Origin of the sequence: Thermocrispum agreste DSM 44070 (assembly GCF_000427905.1) — a bacterium.
In the GTDB taxonomy this organism is placed as follows: domain Bacteria; phylum Actinomycetota; class Actinomycetes; order Mycobacteriales; family Pseudonocardiaceae; genus Thermocrispum; species Thermocrispum agreste.
The window spans coordinates 869252-892593 of sequence record NZ_KE386603.1 but is presented as its reverse complement, the minus strand read 5'-3'; the positions used below and the strand labels follow the sequence as shown (position 1 = coordinate 892593).

At 70.0% G+C, this 23342-nt stretch carries 23 protein-coding genes; 6 read left to right on the top strand and 17 right to left on the bottom strand.

The window, feature by feature from the left end:
- Window positions 1-64: 64 nt before the first annotated feature.
- A complete protein-coding gene (locus YWY_RS0114275) occupies window positions 65-517 on the bottom strand; it encodes a hypothetical protein (RefSeq protein ID WP_156899242.1) in 453 nt (150 codons plus the stop codon).
- A 280-nt stretch (window positions 518-797) separates the two neighbouring features.
- On the opposite strand from YWY_RS0114275, the gene lexA reads away from it, so the two are divergent.
- Window positions 798-1460, top strand: coding sequence for a transcriptional repressor LexA (gene lexA / locus YWY_RS0114265; protein WP_028848160.1), 663 nt, complete (start codon window positions 798-800; stop codon window positions 1458-1460).
- A gap of 6 nt (window positions 1461-1466) precedes the next feature.
- Here the strand turns inward: lexA and YWY_RS0114260 are convergent, their stop codons facing one another.
- From YWY_RS0114260 to YWY_RS0114240, 5 genes are read right to left on the bottom strand one after another with little or no spacing between them, the layout of a single operon-like run.
- A complete protein-coding gene (locus tag YWY_RS0114260; RefSeq protein ID WP_051310287.1) occupies window positions 1467-2495 on the bottom strand; it encodes a hypothetical protein in 1029 nt (342 codons plus the stop codon).
- Window positions 2496-2523: 28 nt separating this feature from the next.
- The gene (hflX, locus tag YWY_RS0114255) at window positions 2524-4002 is read right to left on the bottom strand and encodes a GTPase HflX (RefSeq protein WP_028848158.1); all 1479 of its coding nucleotides are present in this window, start codon (window positions 4000-4002) and stop codon (window positions 2524-2526) included.
- Between the two features lie 42 nt (window positions 4003-4044).
- Entirely contained in the window at window positions 4045-4869 is an 825-nt protein-coding gene (dapF, locus tag YWY_RS0114250) for a diaminopimelate epimerase (RefSeq protein ID WP_084609256.1), read from the bottom strand.
- A gap of 6 nt (window positions 4870-4875) precedes the next feature.
- A complete protein-coding gene (miaA, locus tag YWY_RS0114245) occupies window positions 4876-5781 on the bottom strand; it encodes a tRNA (adenosine(37)-N6)-dimethylallyltransferase MiaA (protein ID WP_028848156.1) in 906 nt (301 codons plus the stop codon).
- A 53-nt stretch (window positions 5782-5834) separates the two neighbouring features.
- Window positions 5835-6560 (bottom strand): class III extradiol dioxygenase subunit B-like domain-containing protein, encoded by a 726-nt coding sequence (locus YWY_RS0114240; protein WP_028848155.1) that lies wholly within the window; start codon window positions 6558-6560, stop codon window positions 5835-5837.
- A 233-nt stretch (window positions 6561-6793) separates the two neighbouring features.
- On the opposite strand from YWY_RS0114240, the gene YWY_RS0114235 reads away from it, so the two are divergent.
- Complete coding sequence (locus YWY_RS0114235; RefSeq protein WP_028848154.1) at window positions 6794-8122, top strand: DUF349 domain-containing protein; 1329 nt, start codon at window positions 6794-6796, stop codon at window positions 8120-8122.
- A 60-nt stretch (window positions 8123-8182) separates the two neighbouring features.
- On the opposite strand, the gene YWY_RS0114230 is transcribed toward YWY_RS0114235, so the two are convergent.
- Window positions 8183-8743 (bottom strand): Rv2732c family membrane protein, encoded by a 561-nt coding sequence (locus tag YWY_RS0114230; protein ID WP_245566675.1) that lies wholly within the window; start codon window positions 8741-8743, stop codon window positions 8183-8185.
- A complete protein-coding gene (gene miaB, locus YWY_RS0114225; protein ID WP_028848152.1) occupies window positions 8737-10215 on the bottom strand; it encodes a tRNA (N6-isopentenyl adenosine(37)-C2)-methylthiotransferase MiaB in 1479 nt (492 codons plus the stop codon). Before miaB ends, YWY_RS0114230 begins: the two co-directional genes overlap by 7 nt.
- 351 nt (window positions 10216-10566) lie before the next feature.
- On the opposite strand from miaB, the gene YWY_RS0114220 reads away from it, so the two are divergent.
- The 4 genes from YWY_RS0114220 to YWY_RS22095 all read left to right on the top strand — a co-directional run bounded on the left by YWY_RS0114220 (window position 10567) and on the right by YWY_RS22095 (window position 13880).
- On the top strand, window positions 10567-11295 hold the full coding sequence (locus YWY_RS0114220; RefSeq protein ID WP_156899260.1) for an amino acid ABC transporter ATP-binding protein: 729 nt from the start codon (window positions 10567-10569) through the stop codon (window positions 11293-11295).
- Window positions 11296-11359: 64 nt separating this feature from the next.
- Complete coding sequence (locus YWY_RS0114215) at window positions 11360-12175, top strand: glutamate ABC transporter substrate-binding protein (protein WP_028848150.1); 816 nt, start codon at window positions 11360-11362, stop codon at window positions 12173-12175.
- Window positions 12176-12243: 68 nt separating this feature from the next.
- A complete protein-coding gene (locus tag YWY_RS0114210; RefSeq protein ID WP_156899241.1) occupies window positions 12244-12957 on the top strand; it encodes an amino acid ABC transporter permease in 714 nt (237 codons plus the stop codon).
- Window positions 12954-13880, top strand: a complete 927-nt coding sequence (locus YWY_RS22095; RefSeq protein ID WP_051310229.1) for an amino acid ABC transporter permease — start codon at window positions 12954-12956, stop codon at window positions 13878-13880. The genes YWY_RS0114210 and YWY_RS22095 overlap by 4 nt, the downstream gene beginning before the upstream one ends.
- A gap of 255 nt (window positions 13881-14135) precedes the next feature.
- Here YWY_RS22095 and YWY_RS0114200 read toward each other — a convergent pair whose 3' ends face one another.
- The 9 genes from YWY_RS0114200 to YWY_RS0114160 all read right to left on the bottom strand — a co-directional run bounded on the left by YWY_RS0114200 (window position 14136) and on the right by YWY_RS0114160 (window position 23340).
- Window positions 14136-14507 (bottom strand): hypothetical protein, encoded by a 372-nt coding sequence (locus YWY_RS0114200; protein ID WP_028848148.1) that lies wholly within the window; start codon window positions 14505-14507, stop codon window positions 14136-14138.
- Window positions 14508-14549: 42 nt separating this feature from the next.
- Window positions 14550-15305, bottom strand: a complete 756-nt coding sequence (locus YWY_RS0114195; protein ID WP_028848147.1) for a succinate dehydrogenase/fumarate reductase iron-sulfur subunit — start codon at window positions 15303-15305, stop codon at window positions 14550-14552.
- On the bottom strand, window positions 15302-17266 hold the full coding sequence (locus YWY_RS22090; RefSeq protein ID WP_051310228.1) for a fumarate reductase/succinate dehydrogenase flavoprotein subunit: 1965 nt from the start codon (window positions 17264-17266) through the stop codon (window positions 15302-15304). The genes YWY_RS0114195 and YWY_RS22090 overlap by 4 nt, the downstream gene beginning before the upstream one ends.
- Window positions 17267-17341: 75 nt before the next feature.
- Window positions 17342-18145 carry a hypothetical protein gene (locus tag YWY_RS0114185; protein WP_028848146.1) on the bottom strand — a complete coding sequence of 268 codons (804 nt, stop codon included), beginning with the start codon at window positions 18143-18145 and terminating at the stop codon, window positions 17342-17344.
- Window positions 18142-18435: a hypothetical protein gene (locus tag YWY_RS0114180; protein ID WP_028848145.1), complete on the bottom strand. Its 294-nt coding sequence runs from the start codon at window positions 18433-18435 to the stop codon at window positions 18142-18144. Before YWY_RS0114180 ends, YWY_RS0114185 begins: the two co-directional genes overlap by 4 nt.
- A 731-nt stretch (window positions 18436-19166) precedes the next feature.
- The gene (locus YWY_RS0114175; RefSeq protein ID WP_028848144.1) at window positions 19167-19670 is read right to left on the bottom strand and encodes a regulatory protein RecX; all 504 of its coding nucleotides are present in this window, start codon (window positions 19668-19670) and stop codon (window positions 19167-19169) included.
- A 168-nt stretch (window positions 19671-19838) separates the two neighbouring features.
- Entirely contained in the window at window positions 19839-20876 is a 1038-nt protein-coding gene (gene recA / locus YWY_RS0114170) for a recombinase RecA (protein ID WP_028848143.1), read from the bottom strand.
- Between the two features lie 164 nt (window positions 20877-21040).
- Window positions 21041-21235, bottom strand: a complete 195-nt coding sequence (locus YWY_RS0114165; RefSeq protein ID WP_028848142.1) for a DUF3046 domain-containing protein — start codon at window positions 21233-21235, stop codon at window positions 21041-21043.
- Between the two features lie 194 nt (window positions 21236-21429).
- Window positions 21430-23340: an Hsp70 family protein gene (locus tag YWY_RS0114160; RefSeq protein ID WP_028848141.1), complete on the bottom strand. Its 1911-nt coding sequence runs from the start codon at window positions 23338-23340 to the stop codon at window positions 21430-21432.
- Between the last annotated feature and the right edge of the window lie 2 nt (window positions 23341-23342).

Here is a 23342-nt window from a genome sequence, read left to right as displayed (position 1 = left end):
CGCGCAGGACACGACGCGCGAAGCCGATCCCGCGAGCGGGGGCCTGCCGTCGCGGCACGCCCCGCTAGCCCCGCGACTCGACCGGCACGGTCAGCGCGTGACCGGGAGCCACCGCGCCCGCCGACACGCCGTTCAACTCCTCGATGCGCTCGACGACCGCACGCGGATCACTGTGAGGCGCAAACTTGACCGCCACGTCCCACAGCGTCTCCCCCGGGGCGATCGACACGATGGCCGTGCGATCCGGCACCTCCGCCGCCACCCCGTGCGCCAGACCGCCGAGCAGCAGCCCGAAAGCCACCACCGCGCAGGCCACCGCCACGGCTACCGCGACCATCACGCGCCACTGCCGCGCCGCGGAACGCGGCCCGCACGCCACGCCGGTGCGCCGCGGACTGGCCACCACGCGGCCCGCCCGAGGCGGACGACGCAACGCCTCCTCGGAAGTACGCCGACAGGCGCCTCGCGGCTGCACGGCGACGGGGCGCCGACATCCCTCGCTCGCAAGGACCGTCATGCTTCCTCCTTCGTGCCATCGGCTCGCGTCCGGCCGCCGGAGTGTTCGAACATGCGTTCGTCGAACACGTGATCGATGTGTACCACGCGGGACCGACAAAATCGAGACTTCACCGGCGTGTCGTTCGAACGCGTGTTTGAACTTGGCCAGGGCACGCGTTACTGTCGGTGACGCGACGTACTCGGATGTCGCGGACCAGCCTGGGAGGACAGCGGTGGCACAGCAGCCGAAGCAAGGCACACGGCGGCGCGCGAGCGGGAAGAACGACAACGTCCGGGAACTGCGGACCACCCGGCCGAGCGATCTCACCGCACGTCAGGGCCAGATCCTCGAGGTCATCCGCTCCTGGGTGGACGAACGCGGCTACCCGCCGAGCGTGCGCGAGATCGGCGACGCGGTGGGGCTGAACTCCACGTCGTCGGTGCAGCACCAGCTGCTGGCACTGCAACGCAAAGGGTATCTGCGGCGTGACCCGAACCGGCCGCGCGCGGTGGGCATCGTCCCGGCCGACCTCCCCCAGCGTCCGCGCAGCACCGAGGAGGAAGTCGCCGCCGAGCAGGCACGGCCGGAGCCTGCCTACGTGCCCTTGGTCGGGCGCATCGCCGCGGGCGGCCCGGTGCTCGCCGAGCAGGCCGTCGAGGAGATCTACCCGCTGCCGAAGGACCTCGTCGGCGAGGGCGAGCTGTTCCTGCTCACCGTCGCCGGTGACTCGATGATCGACGCGGCGATCGCGGACGGCGACCTGGTCGTGGTGCGCAAGCAGCCGACGGCCGACAACGGAGAGATCGTCGCAGCGATGATCGACGGCGAAGCCACGGTCAAGACGTTCAAGCGCAAGGACGGCCACGTGTGGCTGATGCCGCAGAACGAGGCCTACGACCCCATTCCGGGCGACGAGGCGACGATCCTCGGCAAGGTGGTCGCGGTCCTGCGGCGCCTCTGAGGCCGGCTAGCGGCGCCTGCGCCGGAGCTTGCCCAGCCCGAACCACAGCACGACAGCAGTCAACGTGGCGACCACCAGCGCAGGCAGCCTGGACCGCTGCTGATCTCCGGACGACGACTCGGAGGGTGCGTCACTGTTCCCAGCCTTGCCCGAGGACGAGCCGTCTTGGGTGGACGTCGCCGCGTCGACCAGGGCCGCGGCCTTGCGTACCGCCCGGATGGGCTGGCCGACCCCTTCGCCGGCGGCCAGCAGCGTGCCGTCCGGGTCGAACGCGATCGCCTCGCCCTGTGGCTCGCCGGGCAGCGGGACACGCACCGGTTCACGCTTCAGCGCGGCGACCACGTTCCCGTCGGGCGCCGGGAAAAGGTAGGCGTCGGTGTAGGTCCGAAGCGCCACGACGGTGCCGTCTCGGCTCACCGCGCCGCCGGTGACCAGCATCGATCCGATCGGTCCCACTTGGTCGGGCCCGCCCGGCGTGCCGGTCACGGCGAAGCTGACGGTGGCCACCTTCTCCAGCGGTGTCGGCCCCGGGGTGCGCAGGCGCTCGGCAGGCCGATAGACCGCCGACCGGCCGAGCACACTCTTGGTCACCACGTACGGCGTGCCGCGACGGTCCAGCAGCAGGGCTTCGGCGTCGTGCTGGCCGTCCGGATAGGTGAGCCGATGCAGGCTGGCGCTGCCGTCCGGCCGCACCGCGATCAGCGCCACGGTCTCCCGGGCCTTGCCGTTGTCGCCGGTGTCGGACAGCCACAGCACGCCGTTGGCGTCGAGCGCCAGATCCTCCACGTCGTAGGGATCGATGCTTGCGGTGATCGTGCGCTGGACGGTGCATTCACGATCCAGCACCATGACCTCGACTTGTGTCCCGCCGTCGTTGACGGCGAACAGCTCGCGGCCGTTGGAGGCCAAGCCGGACAGCTCGGGCAGGCGGGGGTCGTCGACGGTGCACAACGTCTTCGGCGCCGGCACCTCCGCCGCGGTGCTCACCGGAGCCCCGGCAGCAATGCCGATCACCACGGCCACTGCTGCGCCCACGGTCAGCCGCGTCCGCCGACCGGATCGGTCAGCGCGTGGCGGCACCATCGACGGCGAACTCTTTCAACGCCGCGGCCAGGTCGGGCTTGACCCGGGCGGTCAGCCGAGTGCCTTCCGGGTTGTGCTCCTCGACCAGCACCTCGCCCTCGGCGTGCGCGCGGGCCACGAGCTCGCCACGCGCGTACGGCACGAGCGCGTCGACCATCACCGCGGGCCGGGGCAGCCGGTCCGCGATCGCGTCGACCAGCTTGTCCAGCCCCTGGCCGGTGCGTGCCGAGACGACCACGGCGTCCGGGAGCAGATGCCGCAGCCGCATCAGGTTCACCTCGCCCGCCAGGTCCGCCTTGTTGATCACCACCAGCTCCGGCGGCAACGGCACGCCCTGGTGCTCGGAGACCTCCCGCAGCACCTGCCGGACGGCCGCCACCTGGTCCTCGGGCGCCGCGTCGGCACCGTCCACCACGTGCAGCAGCAGGTCGGCGCCGGTGGTCTCCTCCAACGTCGACCGGAACGCATCGACCAGCTGGTGCGGCAGATGACGCACGAACCCGACCGTGTCGGTCAGCGTGAACGTGCGGCCGTCCGGCGTCTGCGCCCGCCGCGTCGTCGGATCCAACGTGGCGAACAGCGCGTCCTCCACCAGCACACCCGCGCCGGTGATCGCGTTCAACAGGCTCGACTTGCCCGCGTTGGTGTACCCCACGATCGCCACGCTGGGCACCTCGTTGGCCTCCCGGCGGCTGCGCTTGGTGCGTCGCACGGTCTCCATGGCCGCGATCTCGCGCCGCAGCTTGGCGATCCGCTTGTTGATGCGCCTGCGGTCCGTCTCCAGCTTCGTCTCACCGGGACCACGCAGACCGACACCACCGGTGGCGCCGCCCGCCCGGCCGCCTGCCTGCCGGGACAGCGACTCACCCCAACCACGCAAGCGCGGCAGCAGGTACTGCAGCTGGGCCAGCTCGACCTGCGCCTTGCCCTCCCGGGACCGCGCGTGCTGGGCGAAGATGTCCAGGATGAGCGCGACCCGGTCGATGACCTTGACCTTGAGCTTCTCCTCCAGCTGGCGCAGCTGGCCGGGCGACAGTTCCCCGTCGACGATCACCGTGTCGGCTCCGGTGGAGCGCACCACGTCGGCCAGTTCGGCCACCTTGCCGGAACCGATGTAGGTGGCCGGATCCGGCCGGTTCCGCCGCTGCACCAAGCCTTCCAGCACCTGCGAGCCCGCCGTCTCGGCCAGCCGGGCGAGCTCGGCGAGCGAGGCTTCCGACTGTTGCGCAGTGCCCTCGGTCCACACGCCGACCAGCACGACGCGCTCGAGGCGGAGCTTGCGGTACTCGACTTCGGTGACGTCGTGCAGTTCGGTGGACAGGCCTGCGACCCGCCGGAGCGCGGCACGCCCTTCCTTCTCCAGCTCGCCGACCGAGGGCTCGTCGGCCTCGTCGGCGAGCGTGCCGGGCCGTTGGTCCGTTGCTTCCGGCGCATCGCGCCAGTTCTTCGTCTCTGTCATACACCTCCATCGTCCCACGGCCCGGCCGTGACGACGAATCTTTTACCGCTGCGCGGCCCACCAGGCATCGGCGATCTCGCCCGAGGCGACGAACTCGGCTGGGCCGGTCATGGTCGCCTCGCCGCCGGCCACGCGCACCTCGACACGCCCGCCGGGCATGTGCACCGCCCGGCTCCCCTCGCTTTCGCCGAGCAGATGCAGGTCCGCGGCCGTGACGGCCACGGTGCCGGTGCCGCACGCCCGGGTCTCCCCCACACCACGCTCGTGGACACGCATGCGCAGCGCCCCGTCAGCTCGGTTGACCAGCTCGACGTTCACGCCATCCGGGAAATCCGCCTCGTCGTACCACGGCTGATCACGCAGATCGAACGTGTCGACATCCGCGTCGACCAGGCACACCAGGTGCGGGTTGCCCACGTCCACGGCGAGACCACGCACCTCGACACCGCCGATCTTGGCCGACGAGCTGCCCGTCACCCGCACCGTTCCCATGTGCACCGTCACCGACATGTCGTCGTGCACCCGCACCTGCCGGTCACCGGCCCGGGTGGCCACCGGGAATTCCCTCGAGTCCACCAGCCCGGCCTCGACCAGGTAACGGGCGAACACACGCACCCCGTTGCCGCACATCTCGGCCACCGAACCGTCCGCGTTGCGGTAGTCCATGAACCAGTCGGCCGCGGTGCCCTCCAGGCCTGCGGCGGAGGCGCGGACCACCCGCAACACCCCGTCCGCGCCCAGGCCGCGCTGCCGGTCGCACAACGCCCGCACACGAGCCGCCGTCAGGTCCAGCGCATTGCCTGCGTCGGGGAGCACGACGAAATCGTTCTGGGTGCCGTGGCCCTTGACGAAACCGATACCCACCACGCCAGGCTACGGCCTGTCCTCGACGAGCTTCACCACGCGGGTCAGCAGATCGGGATCGCCGGCGTCCAGCCAGGTGATGCGGTCGTCCCGGCGGAACCACGACCGTTGACGGCGCACGAACCGCCGGGTCGCCCGCGCGGTCGCCTCCGCCGCTGCGGCGAAGTCACCGTCACCGTCGATCGCCTCGATCACCTGCTTGTAGCCCAGCGCCTGGGACGCCGTCTTGCCGTCGCGCAGGCCACGCTGCAGCAGCCGCCGGACCTCGTCCACCAAGCCGTGGGCGAACATGCGCTCCACGCGGGCGTCCACCCGCGCGTCCAGCTCGTCCGGGTCGCGGTCCAGGCCGATCAGCACCGTGCCGTAGCGCGGCGGCCCCGGCTTGGGCATGGTGGCCGAGAACGGTCTGCCGGTGATCTCGATGACCTCGAGGGCCCGCACGATCCGGCGCGCGTTGGTGGGCAGGATCGCCACCGCGGCCGCCGGGTCCAGCTCGGCCAGCCTGGCGTGCATGGCTTCGGCGCCTCGCCGTGCCGCCTCGCGTTCCAGCCGTTCCCGTACCGCCGGATCGGTCCCCGGGAAGCGGAGATCGTCGACGATCGCTCGGACGTACAAGCCCGAGCCACCACAGACCACCGGCACGACTCCGCGCGCCAGCAGGCGCTCGATGATCGCCCGTGCGTCACGCTGGAATGCCGCAACCGACGCGGTTTCGGTCACCTCCAGCACGTCCAGCAGGTGGTGTGGGACGCCGCGCCGCTCGGCGGGTGGCACTTTCGCCGTGCCGATGTCCATCCCCCGGTACAGCTGCATCGCATCGGCGTTGACGACCTCCCCGCCGACGCGCAGCGCCAGTTCGATGGCCAGGTCCGACTTGCCGGTCGCCGTCGGACCGACGATGACCACCGGGCGCAGGCCGGCGGCGTCCGCCCCGGCGTCCTCGGCAGCGGGGGAAAGCGCAGGTTCGGTCACGGTCGTTCCCAGGTCGCGACGTGGTAGCCCACCCCGAATGGTGCATCCGAGTACAACAGCTTGCTCACCCACCGGTCGTCACCGAGCACCCCGGCGGCGACCTGCCATGCCGCGCGGCCCATCGCCCCCATGTCCGCGGCCAGCTCCGGCTCGATGCTGCTCAGCGCCGCGGCGTCGGCCTTGGCGAGTGCCGCCGCAACGCGTGCCTCGAAGGCCGGAGCCCGCTCGTCCGGCCTGGCCGGTGCGCGTTCGCCGTGCCGGATCGACCCGTCGCCGAGGACGAGCAGCACACCCGGTCCGGGGACTGCCGAGCGCTGCGCCGCGTCCGCCAGCCGCCTCCCCAAGCCGATGCATTCGTCCGGCGGATAGCCGGGCGGCACCAACTCGACGTGCACCGACGTGGCACCGGTTTGCCCACGCAGCCACCCGGCCACGAGCGCGGGCAGCGGGGCATCCGGCTCCACTTCCCCGCCCGGCTCGTCCGAAAGGGCCACGGGCACGTCGACGCCGTATCCGGCGAAGGTGCTGCGCGTCGACGGCGGCACCGCCCGGCGTGGACCGTCATGGACTCCGATCGCCAGCCAGTGCTCTGATTCCTCGGCCAACCACGCGGCCGCCTCCAGTACGGCGTCGCGCACCCCTGCCGTGTCCGCCACCGAGCCGGGCACCAGTTCCGGAACCAGCAGCGGGGGGTTCGGTACGACCGCAACCCGCGTGATCATCGAACTCCTCCGCGCCGGCGTCGTTTTCGGCACACCGTGTGGCTGGTACCGGCGTCAGCTCGAGGCTACCGGGAGCACCGAGGACGGTTCCCGAGTACCGCATTCGTGACTGACCTGCTTGAATTCGGACTTACTACCGGAATAGTGGTGTGCAGCAGAGTCCGGCCCCGCCGCACGGCGGGGCGCCTGCGGGGTCCACCCGCACGGCACGCAGTCAGACAAGGGAGCCGGCCATGGCCGACGACAAGGCGACCGAACAGCAGTCAACCAGTGCCCCTGCCCCCAGTGAGGTGTTGCACGGGCACGTGAGCATCGCGCACGCGGCACCGCCGGTGCCGCACGCCGAGGCGGAGCCGCAGCGGTGGGGACGCGTCGACGAAGACGGCACCGTCTTCGTGCGGACTCCCGACGGCGAACGCGCCGTCGGGGTGTGGCAAGCGGGCTCCCCGGAGGAAGGCCTGCAGCACTACGCCCGCCGCTTCGACGACCTGCGCACGGAAGTCGAGCTGCTGGAGACGCGCCTGGCTTCCGGAAGCGGCAACCCGAGGCAGGCACTGCAGTCGGCGGTGCACCTGCGCGACGGGCTGGACGAAGCGGCCGTCGTCGGCGACATCGAGGCGTTGCGCGCCCGGCTGAACCAGGTCATCGCCCACGCCGAACAAGCGATCGACCGGGTCAAGCAGGAGCGGGAAGCCGCCCGGCAGGCGGCGATCGAGCGCAAGCAGGCCCTGGTGGCCGAGGCGGAGGACATCGCGGCGAACTCCACCCAGTGGAAGGCAGCGGGCGATCGGCTGCGGGACATGCTCGAGGAGTGGAAGACGATCAAGGGCGTCGACCGCAAGACCGACGACGAGCTGTGGCGGCGCTTCGCCAAGGCCAGGGACGCGTTCAACCGCAGGCGCGGCTCGCACTTCGCCGAGCTGGACCGGCAGCGGGCGGCGGCGAAGAAGCGCAAGGAGGAGCTGATCGCCGAGGCGGAGCAGCTGGCCGACTCCACCGACTGGGGCCCGACGGCCGCCCGGTTCCGCGAGCTGATGGCGGAGTGGAAGGCGGCGGGCCGGGCGCCCAAGGACACCGACGACAAGCTGTGGCAGCGGTTCCGGGCGGCCCAGGACACGTTCTTCTCCCGCCGGGCCGAGGTGTTCTCCGAGCGGGACGCCGAGTTCGCCGAGAACGCCAAGCGCAAGGAGGCGCTGCTCGCCGAGGCGGAGAAGATCGACCCGTCGGCCAACCTGGAAGCGGCGAAGGCGCAGCTGCGCAGGATCCAGGATCAGTGGGACGAGATCGGCAAGGTGCCCAGGAACCGCGTCCGCGAGCTGGACGGCAGGCTCAAGGCGATCCAGGACAAGGTGCGCGCCGCCGAGGAAGCGCGCTGGCGCAGGACCGACCCGGAGGCGCAAGCCCGCGCCGAGCAGTTCCGCGAGCGGGTCCAGCAGTTCGAGGAGCAGGCGGCCAAGGCCCGCGCCGCAGGCGACACGCGGCGTGCCGAGGAGGCGGAGCAGCAAGCCGCGCAGTGGCGGGAGTGGCTGGCCACCGCGGAGCGTGCGCTGGCCGACCGGTGACCTGGAACGGCGAACCGGGGCCCGGGCCGGCGCGCCCGGGCCCCGCACGTCTTGCCGGCTTCAGTCCACGCGTGACCACGCGGTGCGCAACCAGGCGACGGCGAGCATGAACATCGCCACCACGGCGACGACCATGCCGATGCCCGGCCCGGCCCCGGCCTCACCGGACGCCCCCGCGGACTGCTGGGACCAGATGGCCAGCACCCCGTCCACCGCGGCCACACAGCTGCCGACCGCGCTCACCCAGGACAACCACCAGCGGCGGGTGAGCAGGGTCAGCACCGAGGCGACGATGCCTGCAGCGGTCGAGGTGACCGCGAACAGGCGCGGGATCGCCCCGTCCTCGCCGTACACCAGCACCTCCCAGCCCGCCGAGTCCCCCACCCACGGCAGCAGCTGGGCGACCATCAGCACGAAGACCAGCACGGCGACGAACAACCCACGCGGGCCGGGATCGATCCGCTTCGCGGCGCTGCGGCCGATCTCGTCGATCTCACTGGCCAGCTGGGCCACGTCCGGATCCTGGGCATCGCCGCCACCCTGCGCACGGGACCGGTGCCCGGACTCCGGACCGTCACCGGACGCGGGTGACTCGAACGCGGGATTCTCGTCCGTCAGCATGCCGAGCAGCCTCCGCTCGCCGGCACCGGCTTCGGCCTGCCGAACGCCGGTAGCCCGAGGCTGATGCCCTTGGTGTGGGGACGCTGCCCCGCTTCGTGGTTGTCACCCGCCCTGGTGCGCCGGTGCGACAGCACCGGGCCTTCGGCCACCAGATGATGCGGGGCGGCGTAGGTGATCGTGGTCTCGACGACGTCCCCGGGACGCACCGCGCGGTCGACCGCAGGCCCGGTGGGCGTGAAATGCACCAAGCGGCCGTCCCGTGCCCGGCCGCTCATCCGGTGCGTCTCGGCGTCCTTGCGTCCTTCCCCGGTGGCCACCAGGACCTCGACCTTCTTGCCGACCAGCGCCTTGTTCTCCTCCCAGGAGATCTGGTCCTGCAGCGCGACCAACCGCTCGTAACGCTCCTGCACGACGTCCTTGGGCACCTGGTCGGGCATCTCCGCGGCGGGTGTCCCCGGCCGCTTGGAGTACTGGAAGGTGAACGCCCCGGCGAACCTGGCCTCGCGCACCACGTCCAGCGTGGCCTGGAAGTCCTCCTCGGTCTCCCCCGGGAAGCCCACGATGATGTCGGTGGTGATGGCCGCATCCGGGATTCGCTCACGCACCGACTCCAGGATGCGCAGGAAGCGGGCCGACCGGTACGACCGCCGCATGGCGCGCAGCACCTTGTCCGACCCCGACTGCAACGGCATGTGCAGCTGCGGGCACACATTGGCCGTCTCGGCCATCGCGTCGATGACGTCGTCGGTGAACGCGGCGGGATGCGGCGAGGTGAACCGCACCCGCTCCAGGCCGTCGATCGAGCCGCAGGCGCGCAGCAGCTTGCCGAACGCGTGCCGGTCACCGAACTCGACACCGTAGGTGTTGACGTTCTGCCCGAGCAACGTCACCTCGAGCACGCCTTCCGCGACCAGCGCCTCGACCTCGGCCAGCACCTCCCCCGGCCGGCGATCGCGTTCCTTGCCGCGCAGCGAGGGCACGATGCAGAACGTGCACGTGTTGTTGCAGCCGACCGAGATCGACACCCACCCGGAGTAGGCGGACTCGCGGCGGGCGGGCAGCGTGGACGGGAACGTCTCCAACGCTTCCAGGATCTCCACCTGGGCTTCCTTGTTGTGCCGGGCACGCTCCAGCAGCACCGGCAAGGACCCGAGGTTGTGGGTGCCGAACACCACGTCGACCCACGGCGCGCGTTTGACGATCTCGCCGCGGTCCTTCTGCGCCAGGCAGCCGCCCACGGCGATCTGCATGTTCGGGCGCTCCTTCTTGGCGGCGGCGAGATGCCCCAGGTTGCCGTACAGCCGGTTGTCGGCGTTCTCCCGCACCGCGCACGTGTTCAGCACGACGACGTCGGGCTGTTCGCCCTCGGCTGCGGGCCGATAGCCCGCTTCCTCGAGCTGGCCTGCCAGACGCTCGGAGTCGTGCACGTTCATCTGGCAGCCGAAGGTGCGGATCTGGTACGTGAGCGCCACGCATCCAGGGTAGGCCCTCGGTTCACCGCGCCGGATGCTGCCTCGTCCGCGGCTTGAGCTGGCGGCAACCGGGCACGTCGGTGATGATGCGATGGCGGCGACGCGCCGTGGGAACGAACCGGACGCACGGTGCGAACCGTTAGTCATTAGAGTGGCCGCTGGTACTCCGAACGGATGACATCGCACGAGGTCGAAAGTGACACGTCGGTTTCGGTTTGTCGCCAATACGGCGACTCACCCCGCGGCGGGGTGTTAGATCACGTGGAGTCGCAACAGATGTGGGAACAGGTGCGGGTTGCCCGCGAACCCGCTGGAGGGTAGATGACCGAGCAGACATCGTCAGCCACGCCGATGATCAAAGCCACGGCGGTGAACAAGTACTTCGGTGACTTGCACGTGCTGAAGGACATCACCTTCGAAGTTCCGCGTGGTCAGGTCGTAGTGGTGCTCGGCCCATCGGGTTCCGGCAAATCCACGCTGTGCCGGTCGATCAACCGGCTGGAGCCGATCGACTCCGGCACCATCGAGGTGGACGGCCAGCCGTTGCCCGCCGAGGGCCGGGCGCTGGCGCAGCTGCGCGCCGACGTGGGCATGGTGTTCCAGTCGTTCAACCTGTTCGCGCACAAGACGATCCTCGACAACGTCATGCTGGCCCCGGTGAAGGTGCGCAAGCAGGACAAGGCGACGGCCCGCAAGACGGCGATGGAGCTGCTCGAGCGGGTGGGCATCGCCAACCAGGCGCACAAGTACCCGGCCCAGCTGTCGGGCGGACAGCAGCAGCGCGCGGCGATCGCCCGGGCGCTGGCGATGAAGCCCAAGGTGATGATGTTCGACGAGCCCACGTCGGCACTCGACCCGGAGATGGTGCAAGAGGTGCTGGACGTGATGACCGGGCTGGCCCGTGAGGGCATGACCATGTTCGTGGTCACCCACGAGATGGGGTTCGCGCGCAAGGCCGCCGACCGTGTCATGTTCATGGCCGACGGGGAGATCGTCGAGGACACCACCCCCGACGACTTCTTCACCAACCCCCGCTCCGCCCGTGCCAAGGACTTCCTCGGCAAGATCCTCACCCACTAGACCCACCTCGGCGCCGCCGGAACACCGGCGGGGCCGGTGGCCAACCGGAAGGAAGACAGCGAATATGCGGATCAGTCGAGTACTGCGAGCAGGTGCGGCGATCGCCGCCGCGTCCCTTGCGCTCGTCGCGTGCGCCGACCCCGGCGGCGGTGGCGACGACAAGGAGACCATCAAGGTCGGCATCAAGTTCGACCAGCCGGGCATGGGCCAGAAGCAGGGCGCCGACACCTACACCGGCTTCGACGTCGAGCTGGCCAAGTTCATCGCCAAGGAACTCGGCTACGAGGAAGACCAGATCGAGTTCAAAGAGGCGGTTTCCAAGGACCGCGAGAACATGCTGAAGAACGGCGACGTCGCCTACATCGTCGGCACCTACTCGATCACCGACGAGCGCAAAGAGGTGGTCGACTTCGTCGGGCCGTACTTCATCGCCCACCAGGACCTGCTGGTCCGCAAGGACTTCAAGGACCTGACCAAGGAAGAGCTGGCCACCGCCAAGATCAAGCTGTGCTCGGTGACCGGGTCGACGTCCGCCGCCAACGTCAAGGAGACGCTGGCCAAGAATGCCGACCTGAAGGAGTACAACGGCTACTCGCAGTGCGTCGACGCGTTGAAGAGCAAGGCGATCGACGCACTGACCACCGACGACACCATCCTGGCCGGCTACGCGGCACAGAACGAAGGCCAGTTCAAGCTGCTCGGCCTGAAGCTGACCGACGAGCACTACGGCGTCGGCCTGCCCAAGAACAGCGACATCAAGGACAAGGTCAAGGCCGCCGTCCAGAAGTGGATCGACGAGGGGCACTGGCAGAAGGCCGCCGAGAAGTACCTCGGCCCTGCCGACTACGACATCCCCGAGCCGCCCCAGCTGGAGGACTGAGCACCTGTCCGTGACCACAGTCCGGCGTGCCGCCGACCGGGTCGGTGGCACGCCGGCTGTGCCCTGGCATGCCCACTCGCGGTCTGGGAGACACCGTGTTCGACTTTCTCGACAAGCCGCTCTACGCGGAGTACGGCGGCATACTCGGCGCGTTCTGGGTGACGATCGAACTCACCTTCTTCTCGGCGATCGGATCGCTGATCTGGGGCACGATCCTGGCCGCGATGCGGGTCAGCCCCGTTCCGGTCATGCGCGCCTTCGGCGCCGCTTACGTCAACGTCGTCCGCAACATCCCGCTGACGGTCATCATCGTCGCCAGTTCCATGGTGCTGGCCGACCAGCTGCTGTGGACGCTCGGCGGCAGCGACAGCCGTGAGATCAGCTTCCGGGTCGCCGTCCTCGGCTTCGTCGCCTACACCAGCTGCTTCGTCTGCGAGACGCTGCGTTCGGGCATCAACACCGTGCCGATCGGCCAGGCCGAGGCGGCGCGGGCGCTCGGCCTGACGTTCTTCCAGGTGCTGCGCATCGTGGTGCTGCCTCAGGCCTTCCGCTCGGTGATCGCGCCGCTGGCCTCGGTGCTCATCGCCCTGACCAAGAACACCACGGTGACCGCCTCCATCGCGGGTATCGAGGCCGCCGGGCTGATGGCCGCGATGATCGAGCGGGAAAGCGACAAGGTGATGCTGGTGTTCGCCATGTTCGCGGTCGGCTTCGTGATCCTGACCCTGCCGATGGGCATGTTCCTGGGCTGGGTGGCCAAGAAGGTGAGTGTGAAGCGATGACGCAGCAGGCTTCGGTCCTCTACGACGCCCCCGGCCCCCGGGCCAGACAGCGCAACGTCGTCTACACCGTGCTGTTCGTCGCCGCGGTCGTGGCCGCCGCCTGGTGGCTGCTCGACCAGCTCGCCGAGCGCAACCAGCTCGATGCGCAGAACTGGACCCCGCTGCTGGAAGCCGGCGTCTGGACCGACTTCTTCCTGCCCGGCCTGCTGAACACGCTGCAGGCGGCGTTCCTGTCCATCCTCATCGCGCTCCCCGTCGGCGTGCTGCTGGGCATCGGCCGGCTGTCGCAGCACGCCTGGATCCGCTGGCCCGCCGCGGTGTGGGTGGAGTTCTTCCGCGCCACCCCGGTGCTGATCCTGATGCTCTTCGCCCGTGAGCTGTACCGGCTGACCGGCGTGGACACGGACATCCTGCCGCTGTACGCGGTGGTCACCGGCCTGGTGCTGTACAACGCTTCGGTGCTGGCCGAGGTGGTCCGCGCGGGGATCGTCTCGCTGCCGCGGGGCCAGTCGGAGGCGGCCGAGGCGCTGGGCTTGCGCAGGAGCCAGGTGATGACGTCCGTGCTGCTTCCCCAGGCGATCACTGCGATGCTCCCGGCGATCGTCAGCCAGCTGGTGGTGATCGTCAAGGACACCGCGCTCGGTGGTGTGGTGATCCGGTTCGAGGACGTCATGGCCCAGTTCCGGCCGCTGCCCACCTCGGACTACCGGCCGAGCGTGCTCGCCACGCTGACCGCCATCGCGGTCATCTTCCTCGTGCTCAACTCCATCCTCACCACGTTCGCCAACTGGCTGGAGAAGTGGCTGCGCCAGCGCAAGAAGGGCACCGGCACGGTCGTCACCGCGGACCTGATGGAAGAGCAGGCCCCGGGCGTCCGGCTGGAGGACACCGAGGCGGGTGCTGCCGGAAAGGACAAGGGTTAGCGCCTGGTCGAGCACCGACAGCATGGCGGCCCGCAGGAGCCATCGACTGCCTTGCAGTCGTGGTCCTGCGGGCCGCCGTCGTATCGAGACCTGTTTCGGCGGATCGGTGCCCTGGCCTGCTGTCGTGTCTGGAAGGCACCGGCGGGTGTTCAGCCATCGGCGCCCGGCCCGACGGCAGCTCAGCGCGTGACGAAGGGCGCTGGTTCAGCGCACCCCGAAAGCCCCTGGTCGGCGGTTCCGGGCCGGGGCGTGGGACTACCGGATGCGCAGCCCCGCCTGCTGCAGGGCTTCCTCGATCCGCAAACGTTCCAGGTCACGGTCCAGCCGGGACGTCTTCTCGAGCTGCTGTTCGACCTCCAGCGCCTCGCACGCCGAGATCAGCAACGCGTCGTAGGCCTCCTCCGCCGCCTTACGGCGGATCGCCGGGGCGTCGTCGGGCAATTCGACCAGATAGCGGTGCACCCGGCGCAGGTTCTTCGACAGCTGCTCGATCGGCGGGTGCGTCGGCTGCGGCGCCCGCTTGCGCGCCTGGTGCCGCTGCACGGCCCGGATCAGCCAGATGACCGCCCCGAACAGCGCAGGCGTGCCGAACACGACCGCTGCATAGAGCACGATGTTGACGAACATGCCGCACCTCGCCGCTGTCCGTCCATGGTAGGACGCCGCCGGTCAGGCGCGGTTGCGCCGGAACAGCTTGTTGCCCAGCCACACCACCGGGTCGTAGCGGCGGCCCGCCACCCGCTCCTTCATCGGGATCAACGCGTTGTCGGTGATGTGGATGCCCTCCGGGCACACCTCCGTGCAGCACTTGGTGATGTTGCAGTAGCCCAGCCCGTGCTCGTCCTGTGCCAGGTCTCGCCGGTCGGCGGTGTCCAGCGGGTGCATCTCCAGCTCGGCGATCCGCATAAGGAACCGTGGCCCCGAGAACGCCGGCTTGTTCTCCTCGTGGTCGCGGATCACGTGGCAGGTGTTCTGGCACAGGAAGCACTCGATGCACTTGCGGAACTCCTGCGAGCGCTCCACGTCGACCTGCTGCATCCGGTACTCGCCCGGCGCCAGGTCCTTCGGCGGCTGGAACGACGGCACCATCCGCGCCTTCTCGTAGTTGTAGGAGACGTCGGTGACCAGGTCGCGGATCACCGAGAAGGCGCGCATCGGCGTGACGGTGATGGTCTCGTCCTCGGAGAAGGTGGACATCCGGGTCATGCACATCAGCCGCGGCTTGCCGTTGATCTCCGCCGAGCACGATCCGCACTTGCCCGCCTTGCAGTTCCACCGCACCGCCAGGTCCGGCGCCTGGGTGGCCTGCAGCCGGTGGATGACATCGAGCACGACCTCGCCCTCGTTGACCTCGACCTGGTAGTCCTCCAGGGAGCCGCCGTTGGCGTCGCCGCGCCAGACGCGGAACTTGCCGATGTAGCTCACGCCTCCTCCTTGCCGGCCTCGTCGCCGCTGCCGGCGGCTGCACCCCGGTAGTCCGGGTGGGCGGCCAGCTCGGCCTCGGTGTAGTACTTGCTCAGCTCCTCGATGTCGAACAGCTCGAACAGGTCCTGCCGCATCGGCTCCTGCTCCTTGGGCTCCACCGTGACGCCGGGGACCAGCTCGTCGTCGGCGGCCGAGCTGCAGACCAGCAGCGTCTTCCGCCACTGCGGGTCCAGCTGCGGGAAGTCGTCGCGGGTGTGCCCGCCGCGCGACTCGGTGCGCATCAAGGCGGCCTTGGCCACCGCTTCGGAGACCATGAACATGTTCCGCAGGTCGATCGCCAGGTGCCATCCCGGGTTGTACTGCCGGTGGCCTTCCACCACCACCCGGCGCATCCGGGCTTTGAGCTCGACCAGCCGCTCGAGCGCCTGCTCGATCTCCTCGGCCTTGCGGATGATCCCGACCAGGTCGTTCATCGTCTGCTGCAGGTCCTGGTGCAGGGCGTACGGGTTCTCCGGCTGCCCACTCCCCTCCGGTGGGTCGAACGGCAGCAGCGCCAGCCGGGCGGCCGCGTCCACGTCGGCCTGCCGCACCGCGGGCCTGCTGGACAGCGTGGAGACGTAGTTCGCCGCGCCCAGGCCCGCCCGGCGGCCGAACACCAGCAGGTCGGACAGGGAGTTCCCGCCCAGCCGGTTGGAGCCGTGCATGCCGCCGGAGCACTCACCCGCCGCGAACAACCCGGGCACCACCGACTGCGCGGTGTCCGGATCCACCTCGATGCCGCCCATCACGTAGTGACAGGTCGGCCCGACCTCCATCGGCTCCTTGGTGATGTCGACGTCGGCCAGCTCCTTGAACTGGTGGTACATCGACGGCAACCTGCGCTTGATCTCCTCCGCGGGCAGCCGGCTGGCGATGTCCAGGAACACGCCGCCGTGCGGGGAGCCGCGGCCCGCCTTGACCTCGGCGTTGATCGCCCTGGCCACCTCGTCGCGGGGCAGCAGGTCCGGGGTGCGGCGATTGTTCTCCTGGTCGGTGTACCAGCGGTCGGCCTCTTCCTCGGTCTCGGCGTACTGGCCCTTGAACACGTCGGGCACGTAGTCGAACATGAACCGCTTGCCCTCGGAGTTCTTCAGCACGCCGCCGTCACCGCGCACGCCCTCGGTGACCAGGATGCCCTTCACCGACGGCGGCCAGACCATGCCGGTCGGGTGGAACTGGACGAACTCCATGTTGATCAACGTCGCGCCCGCCCGCATGGCCAACGCGTGCCCGTCGCCGGTGTACTCCCAGGAATTCGAGGTGACCTTGAACGACTTGCCGATGCCGCCGGTGGCCATCACCACCGCGGGCGCCTCGAACAGGATGAACCGGCCGGACTCGCGCCAGTAGCCGAACGCGCCCGCGATCGCGCCGGTGGCCGGATCGGTGAGCAGCTCGGTGATGGTGCACTCGGCGAACACCTTGAGCTTGGCCTCGTAGTCGCCGGTCTCGGCGTAGTCCTGCTGCTGCAGCGAGACGATCTTCTGCTGCATGGTGCGGATGAGCTCGAGCCCGGTGCGGTCGCCAACGTGAGCCAGCCGCGGGTAGGTGTGGCCGCCGAAGTTGCGCTGACTGATCCGGCCGTCCGGGGTGCGGTCGAACAGCGCGCCGTAGGTCTCCAGCTCCCACACCCGTTCCGGCGCTTCCTTGGCGTGCAGCTCGACCATGCGCCAGTTGTTCAGGAACTTGCCGCCGCGCATGGTGTCGCGGAAGTGGACCTGCCAGTTGTCGTTGGGGTTGACGTTGCCCATCGCGGCCGCGCAGCCGCCTTCGGCCATCACCGTGTGCGCCTTGCCGAACAACGACTTGCACACCACCGCGGTGCGCATGCCGTGCTCGCGCGCCTCGATCGCCGCCCGCAGGCCCGCGCCGCCGGCACCGATCACCACGACGTCGTAGCTGTGCCGCTCTACCTCGGTCACGACTTCACCTCTTCACGTTCGATGGGGTCTCGGGTGTGCCGGTCGCTGTGCCCGCGGCGTGCCGCCACCGCCGCATCAGCCGATGAACCGCACATCGGAGATGACCCCGCCGGCCACCATCGCGATGTAGAAGTCGGTCAGCATCAACGTGCCCAGCGTGATCCACGCCAGCTCCATGTGACGGCCGTTGAGCAGCGACACCTTCGTCCACAGCCAGTACCGGACCGGATGCTTGGAGAAGTGCTTCAGCCGGCCGCCGATCACGTGCCTGCAGGAGTGGCAGGACAGCGTGTACGCCCACAGCAGCGCCACGTTCACCAGCAGGATCACGTTGCCGAGCCCGAGGCCGAAGCCGCTCGGCGACTGGAACGCCACGATCGCGTCGTAGGTGTTGATCACCGCGACGATCCCGGCGGCGTAGAAGAAGTACCGGTGGATGTTCTGCAGGATCAACGGGAACCTGGTCTCGCCGGTGTACTTGCGATGCGGCTCCGGGACCGCGCAGGCCGGCGGCGACAGCCAGAACGAGCGGTAGTAGGCCTTGCGGTAGTAGTAGCAGGTCATCCGGAACAGCAGCAGGAACGGCAAGCTGACCGCCGCGTACGGGATCAGTGGGTGGTCGGGCAGGAAACGCCCGAACAACGACGCCTCCTCCGTGCAGCCCAACGACACGCACGGCGAGTAGAACGGCGTCAGGTAGTGGTACTCGGCGACGAAGTAGTGGGCCTGCTGGAACGCCCGGAACGTGGCGTAGACGACGAAGATCGTCAGGCCCGTGACGGTGAGTGCCGGACCGAGCCACCACCGGTCGGCCCGCAACGTGGGAACCGGCAGCCGCGCTCGCGGCGGGGCATTCACTCCTGTTTCATGTGTTGTCATCGACGCTCGCCTCGGTATCCGCCAACGCCCTCGTCGTCCGCTTCCGACCACAGTGATTCGTCGTACGGGGTGTCCGGTATCGGGATGACTCCGGATGGCCCGGCCTGACCCGCGCGAACCGGCGCAGGTGGGGTGCTCGCCAGTTCGTCGGCGTCGATGTCCAGCCGGTCGACGTCGTTGACCAACCGCCGCAGCGCGGGAGCGTCACCGTACTGTGTGCGCAACGCACCCAGGCACTGTCTCAGCTGGCCGATGCTTCGTTTCAGAGCGGCGATCTCGGTGGTCGTCATCGGCTCCTCCAGGCCAGTTCGGGACGTCGGACGTCCCCGGGTGACAACACCGACGACTCTGCCGTGATCGAGTCGAAGTGACAAGGGCCACACGCCGGTGTGTGTGCCGGGCACTGTAGCGGGTCGGAAACCGAACCGATCACTGGGGTTGATCGTCGCCCTGTTCCGAGCCGGGAAGTCCCCGGAACATGCACGCTGTCGGCGGGGAAACGGCAAGCTCGGCGGCCGGCGGGAAAGCGAGCGCCGTGATGCAATCGTGAGCATCGGCGGACCAGGACTCCACACAGCGGCGGATTCCCAGCGCGGGTCTCCTGACGGTCCTTGCCCGGCATGCCGCGGCCGATGGAGCATCGCATCCTCGGACAGCTCCGCCCTCGCCAATCGACAGCTGCCGCACGACCGGCCGCGCACCGCGCCGGGGCGCCAGGACCTGGGCATGCCGGCCCGGCCGCTGCCGGCACGCGATGGGTGTCGGTTCCGCTTGGGATGGCCGGCAGGGAGCAGGTCGCGTCACTACCGAGGCCAACTGCGCCACTCAGCGGCAGCAGGCCGGGCACTTCCGGTGACATGTCCACGTCGCAGCACGGGGTCGGTGTCGTTCTGCGTTTCGGGCCGAGAAGGCCGTGCCCTCTGCCGCCCGCGACCGCAGAGGGTACGGCGGTGGGGATCGTCAGCTGCTGAAGAGTCCGGAGGTGCCGAAACCGGCAAGCGGGCCGGGGTGGCCCGGGCTGTCAGCTGGTCAGGCCGTCCAGCAGGGCTGTCTCGCGCCCCGCCTCGGCCAGCTCCTCGCGCACCACGCGCAGCGCCAGATCCTCCGGGTAACCCTTGCGCGCCAGCATGCCCAGCAACCGGCGGACGACCGCGTCCTCGGGCAGCCTCGTCATCGCGGGCAACCGCTTGCGGACCAGCTCGCGGGCCCTGGCTTCCTCCGCATCGGCGTCGATGGCCTCGACAGCTTCCTGCGCGATCGCCTTGTCGACCCCCTCGCGCTCCAGCCGCGACCGCAACGCCGCACGGCCGAGCCCCTGGTGAACGTACCGTGACCGCACCATCATCTCGGCGTACTCGGCGTCGTCGATCAACCGGGCACGCTCGAGGCGATCCAGGACCGTCTCGACCACCGCGGCCTCGAAGCCCTTGCGGGTGAGCGCTCGCGCCAGCTCGGCCCTGGTGCGCGGCTTGACCGCGAGCAGCCGCAACGCCGCCTTCTTCGCCTCGCCCGCCGTATCGGGCACCCTGTGCCCGGCTGCCCTCGGCTGGCGCCCGGCAGTGGGCACTTGCCCGGCCGCCGACGGCATGCGCTCGGCTCCCGCCGCTGGTGGCTCGGCAGCCTGCGGCTCGCCTGCGCGGCCCGCGGGCCTTCCCGCGGAGCTCACCGGCTTCCGCTTGGCCGCGGACATCGGCTAGAAGTCGACCGGGGCGGGGGCGACGGCCTCGGCGTCGACCACCGGGCCGATGCCGAGCTTCTCCTTGATCTTCTTCTCGATCTCGTTGGCGACGTCCGGGTTCTCGGCCAGGAACTTGCGGGCGTTCTCCTTGCCCTGGCCCAGCTGGTCGCCCTCGTAGGTGTACCAGGCGCCGGACTTGCGCACGATGCCCTGCGCCACGCCCATGTCGATGAGCGAGCCTTCGCGGGAGATGCCGTGCCCGTACAGGATGTCGAACTCGGCCTGCTTGAACGGTGGGGCGACCTTGTTCTTGACCACCTTCACCCTGGTGCGGTTGCCGACCGGCTCGCCGCCGTCCTTGAGCGTCTCGATCCGCCGCACGTCCAGGCGTACCGAGGCGTAGAACTTCAACGCCTTGCCACCCGTGGTGGTCTCCGGCGAGCCGAACATGACGCCGACCTTCTCGCGCAGCTGGTTGATGAAGATCGCGGTGGTGTTCGAGTTGTGCAGCGCCGCGGTGAGCTTGCGCAGCGCCTGGCTCATCAGCCTGGCCTGCAGGCCGACGTGGTTGTCGCCCATCTCGCCCTCGATCTCGGCGCGCGGCACCAGCGCGGCGACCGAGTCGATCACCACGATGTCCAGCGCGCCGGAGCGGATCAGCATGTCGGCGATCTCCAGCGCCTGCTCACCGGTGTCCGGCTGGGAGACCAGCAGCGAGTCGGTGTCCACCCCCAGCTTCTTGGCGTACTCGGGGTCCAGCGCGTGCTCGGCGTCGATGAACGCCGCGATGCCGCCGTCGGCCTGGGCGTTGGCCACCGCGTGCAACGCCACCGTCGTCTTGCCCGACGACTCCGGGCCGTAGATCTCCACGATGCGGCCGCGCGGCAGCCCGCCGATGCCCAGCGCCACGTCCAACGCGATGGAGCCGGTCGGGATCGCTTGAATCGGGGCGCGCTCCTCGTCACCGAGGCGCATCACCGAGCCCTTGCCGTACTGCTTCTCCACCTGGGCAAGGGCCAGTTCGAGCGCCTTCTCCCGATCCAGAGCCGCCATGGGGTTCCACCTCGCTGATCTCACGTGTGTGCCTGTCCCGGGCCGAGACTACGGTTCACCGCCGACATTCCGCCGGACGCGCGCTCGAAGCTGTGGACAACCGGCCCGTTGTGGACAATCCTAGGCGAACATCCGTTCGAGGCGACGGCGGACACGCCGACGATTCAGCGGCGCTCCGGGGGGACGTCGAACTCGTCGCAGATCGCCGTCCAGACCTGCTTGGCGTCCACCCCGTCGGCCAGTGCCTGATCCGCGGTCCGGCCACCCAATGCGCTCAACACGTAGTCGGCGGCCAGCGTCGCGGCTCGCACCGAGCCGAACTCGTCGGCCATCAGCTGCCGGAACACGGTGATGCGCATGCCAGTACCGTAACGGCGGGTCGCCCACGCCCACCAAGCGTCCCCGGATGGCCGTCCGTCACACCAGGTCCTGGGTCGTGCGGATGGGGCGAGCACGCTGCTGCGGCACACCCCGCGCGGCCACCCGGGTCACCGGCGCCCGGGATGCGCGGGCCGGGGCGACACGGCACGGCGGCGCGATCGTCACCGGCGGGTCAGTCGTCCACCGTGCCCGGCTGGATGCGCTGCTCGAAGTAGTCGGCCAGATCGTCCGGGGACTTCAGCTGCGACGGGCCGATCGACGGCTCCTGGAGCAGCACGCCGAGCAGCGGCCGGTCGTTCACCCGGAACGTCAGCACCGACATCGCCGGCCCGGTCACCGCCGCGTAGCGGCCCTTCAGGCCGTTGCCCGCCCAGTCGGCCTGCACCTGGCTGCCGCCCGCCGCGGTGTTGAGCATGCTCGTGGCGTAGGCCTCCAACTCCTCGCCGGAGCGCCCGTGCACGTAGTACAGGTGCCCGCCGGGCAGTTTCGGCGGCACGCACTCCACCCGCACCCCGAGTGCCTCCGGCGGCATGAACGAGCCGGACACCTCGTTGTCGCAGTTGAACGCCTCGGAATCGGCCACCGCGCCGGCCAGCTGCCGCATGCAGCCGGTGAACCCCTTGCTGTCCGGCTTGCCCGGGTCGCGGCACTGCTCGGCGGTGAACGTCTGCGGCCCCTCCTGCTGCCCCCACAGCATCCAGCCGCCGGCACCGGCCCCCGCGAGGACCACCACCGCGGCGGCGACGGCGGCCACGATCTTGCCGCGGCTGCGCTTCTTCCGCTTGCCGACGACCGGGAACTGCGGGAAGTTGCTCGGCGTCGTCTGCTGGCTCGACAAAGACGGATAGCTGTGGCCCGCGGGCCGATACGGCCCGCTCGGCGTGCCGGTCAGCGGGCTGACCTGACTGCCCGCGATCGGCCCGGTGGCCTGCGCCTCCTGGGCGACGTCGGCGACCCGGTGCGGGCCGGAGTTCCCCGCGGCGGCGGCCGCCTGGGTGCGGACGGTGATGCCGTCCACGGTCACGTGGTGCGCGCCGAGCGCGACGGCCGTCTCCGGCTGATCCAAGCTGGAGGGCACCACGCCCAGCTTCTCCGAGATCATGCTGCCGACCAGCGGCAGCCTGCTCGACCCGCCGACCAGGTAGATGCCTGCCAGCTGCTGCGGGGTGAGCTGGGCGGAGCGCAGCACCCTGGCCATCAGCTCGATGCTGCGCAGCATCGCAGGCCGCACCAGCGCCTCCAGCTCCTCGCGCGTCACCAGCACGTCCTGGAACGGCTCCGGCATCGGGACCTCGGTCTGCGGGTGCCGGGACAACGCCTCCTTGGCCGCCTTGACGTCCTCCTGCAGCGCCCGCCGTGCCCGGCGCTCCGCGGTGGTCTCCGGCCGCAGCAGGCGCTGCCACCGCTGCGGGTCGGAATGCGAGACCGATCGGCCCACGTGCACCAGCAGGGCCTGGTCGACGTCCAGGCCGCCGAGGTCGGACAGCCCGTCCTCGGCGAGCACGGTGAAGCCGCCGTCCTGGGTGGCGCCGACCACCGCGGCGTCGAACGTGCCCGCGCCCAGGTCGTACACCGCGAGCGCTTGCCCGGGCGCCAGTGCGTGCCCGGGGAACGAGGCGAAGTGCGCTGCCGCCGCCACCGGCTCGGGCACCAGGGTGATGGCCCCGGTGATCCCGGCCTGCCTGGCCGCGGACATCAGCACCGATCGCCTGGTCTGGCCCCACTGCGCGGGGTGGGTGAGGCGGACTTCGTCCGGCTGGGTGCCGCCCAGCTGCCGGATCACTTCGTTGAGCACCCGGCGCAGCACGGCGGCCAGCGCCTCGCTGACCGGGACGACGTCGGAGCCCAGCAGCAGCGTCTGCTCGTCGATGCGCCGCTTCGGATTGGGTTCGAACCGCGACGGATCCAGCCGGGCCCGGCGTTCGGCGTCCCGGCCGACCAGCAACGTGCCGTCCTCCGCGGCGTAGACCGCCGATGGCATGGTGGCCGAGCCGTCGACGTCCACCACCCGCGGCGAGCGGCCGTCCTCGGCCAGCACCGCGACGGTGTTCGACGTGCCCAGATCGATGGACAGGACCCGCACGG

Excerpts from the sequence above, each read along its gene's own strand:
- YWY_RS0114275 (WP_156899242.1), bottom strand. The coding sequence starts at position 517 with ATGACGGTCCTTGCGAGCGAGGGATGTCGGCGCCCCGTCGCCGTGCAG.
- hflX (WP_028848158.1), bottom strand. The coding sequence starts at position 4,002 with ATGACAGAGACGAAGAACTGGCGCGATGCGCCGGAAGCAACGGACCAA.
- YWY_RS0114240 (WP_028848155.1), bottom strand. The coding sequence starts at position 6,560 with ATGATCACGCGGGTTGCGGTCGTACCGAACCCCCCGCTGCTGGTTCCG.
- YWY_RS0114235 (WP_028848154.1), top strand. The coding sequence starts at position 6,794 with ATGGCCGACGACAAGGCGACCGAACAGCAGTCAACCAGTGCCCCTGCC.
- YWY_RS0114230 (WP_245566675.1), bottom strand. The coding sequence starts at position 8,743 with ATGCTGACGGACGAGAATCCCGCGTTCGAGTCACCCGCGTCCGGTGAC.
- YWY_RS0114220 (WP_156899260.1), top strand. The coding sequence starts at position 10,567 with ATGATCAAAGCCACGGCGGTGAACAAGTACTTCGGTGACTTGCACGTG.
- YWY_RS0114215 (WP_028848150.1), top strand. The coding sequence starts at position 11,360 with ATGCGGATCAGTCGAGTACTGCGAGCAGGTGCGGCGATCGCCGCCGCG.
- YWY_RS0114210 (WP_156899241.1), top strand. The coding sequence starts at position 12,244 with ATGCCCACTCGCGGTCTGGGAGACACCGTGTTCGACTTTCTCGACAAG.
- YWY_RS22095 (WP_051310229.1), top strand. The coding sequence starts at position 12,954 with ATGACGCAGCAGGCTTCGGTCCTCTACGACGCCCCCGGCCCCCGGGCC.
- YWY_RS0114200 (WP_028848148.1), bottom strand. The coding sequence starts at position 14,507 with ATGTTCGTCAACATCGTGCTCTATGCAGCGGTCGTGTTCGGCACGCCT.
- YWY_RS0114185 (WP_028848146.1), bottom strand. The coding sequence starts at position 18,145 with ATGACAACACATGAAACAGGAGTGAATGCCCCGCCGCGAGCGCGGCTG.
- YWY_RS0114180 (WP_028848145.1), bottom strand. The coding sequence starts at position 18,435 with ATGACGACCACCGAGATCGCCGCTCTGAAACGAAGCATCGGCCAGCTG.
- recA (WP_028848143.1), bottom strand. The coding sequence starts at position 20,876 with ATGGCGGCTCTGGATCGGGAGAAGGCGCTCGAACTGGCCCTTGCCCAG.
- YWY_RS0114165 (WP_028848142.1), bottom strand. The coding sequence starts at position 21,235 with ATGCGCATCACCGTGTTCCGGCAGCTGATGGCCGACGAGTTCGGCTCG.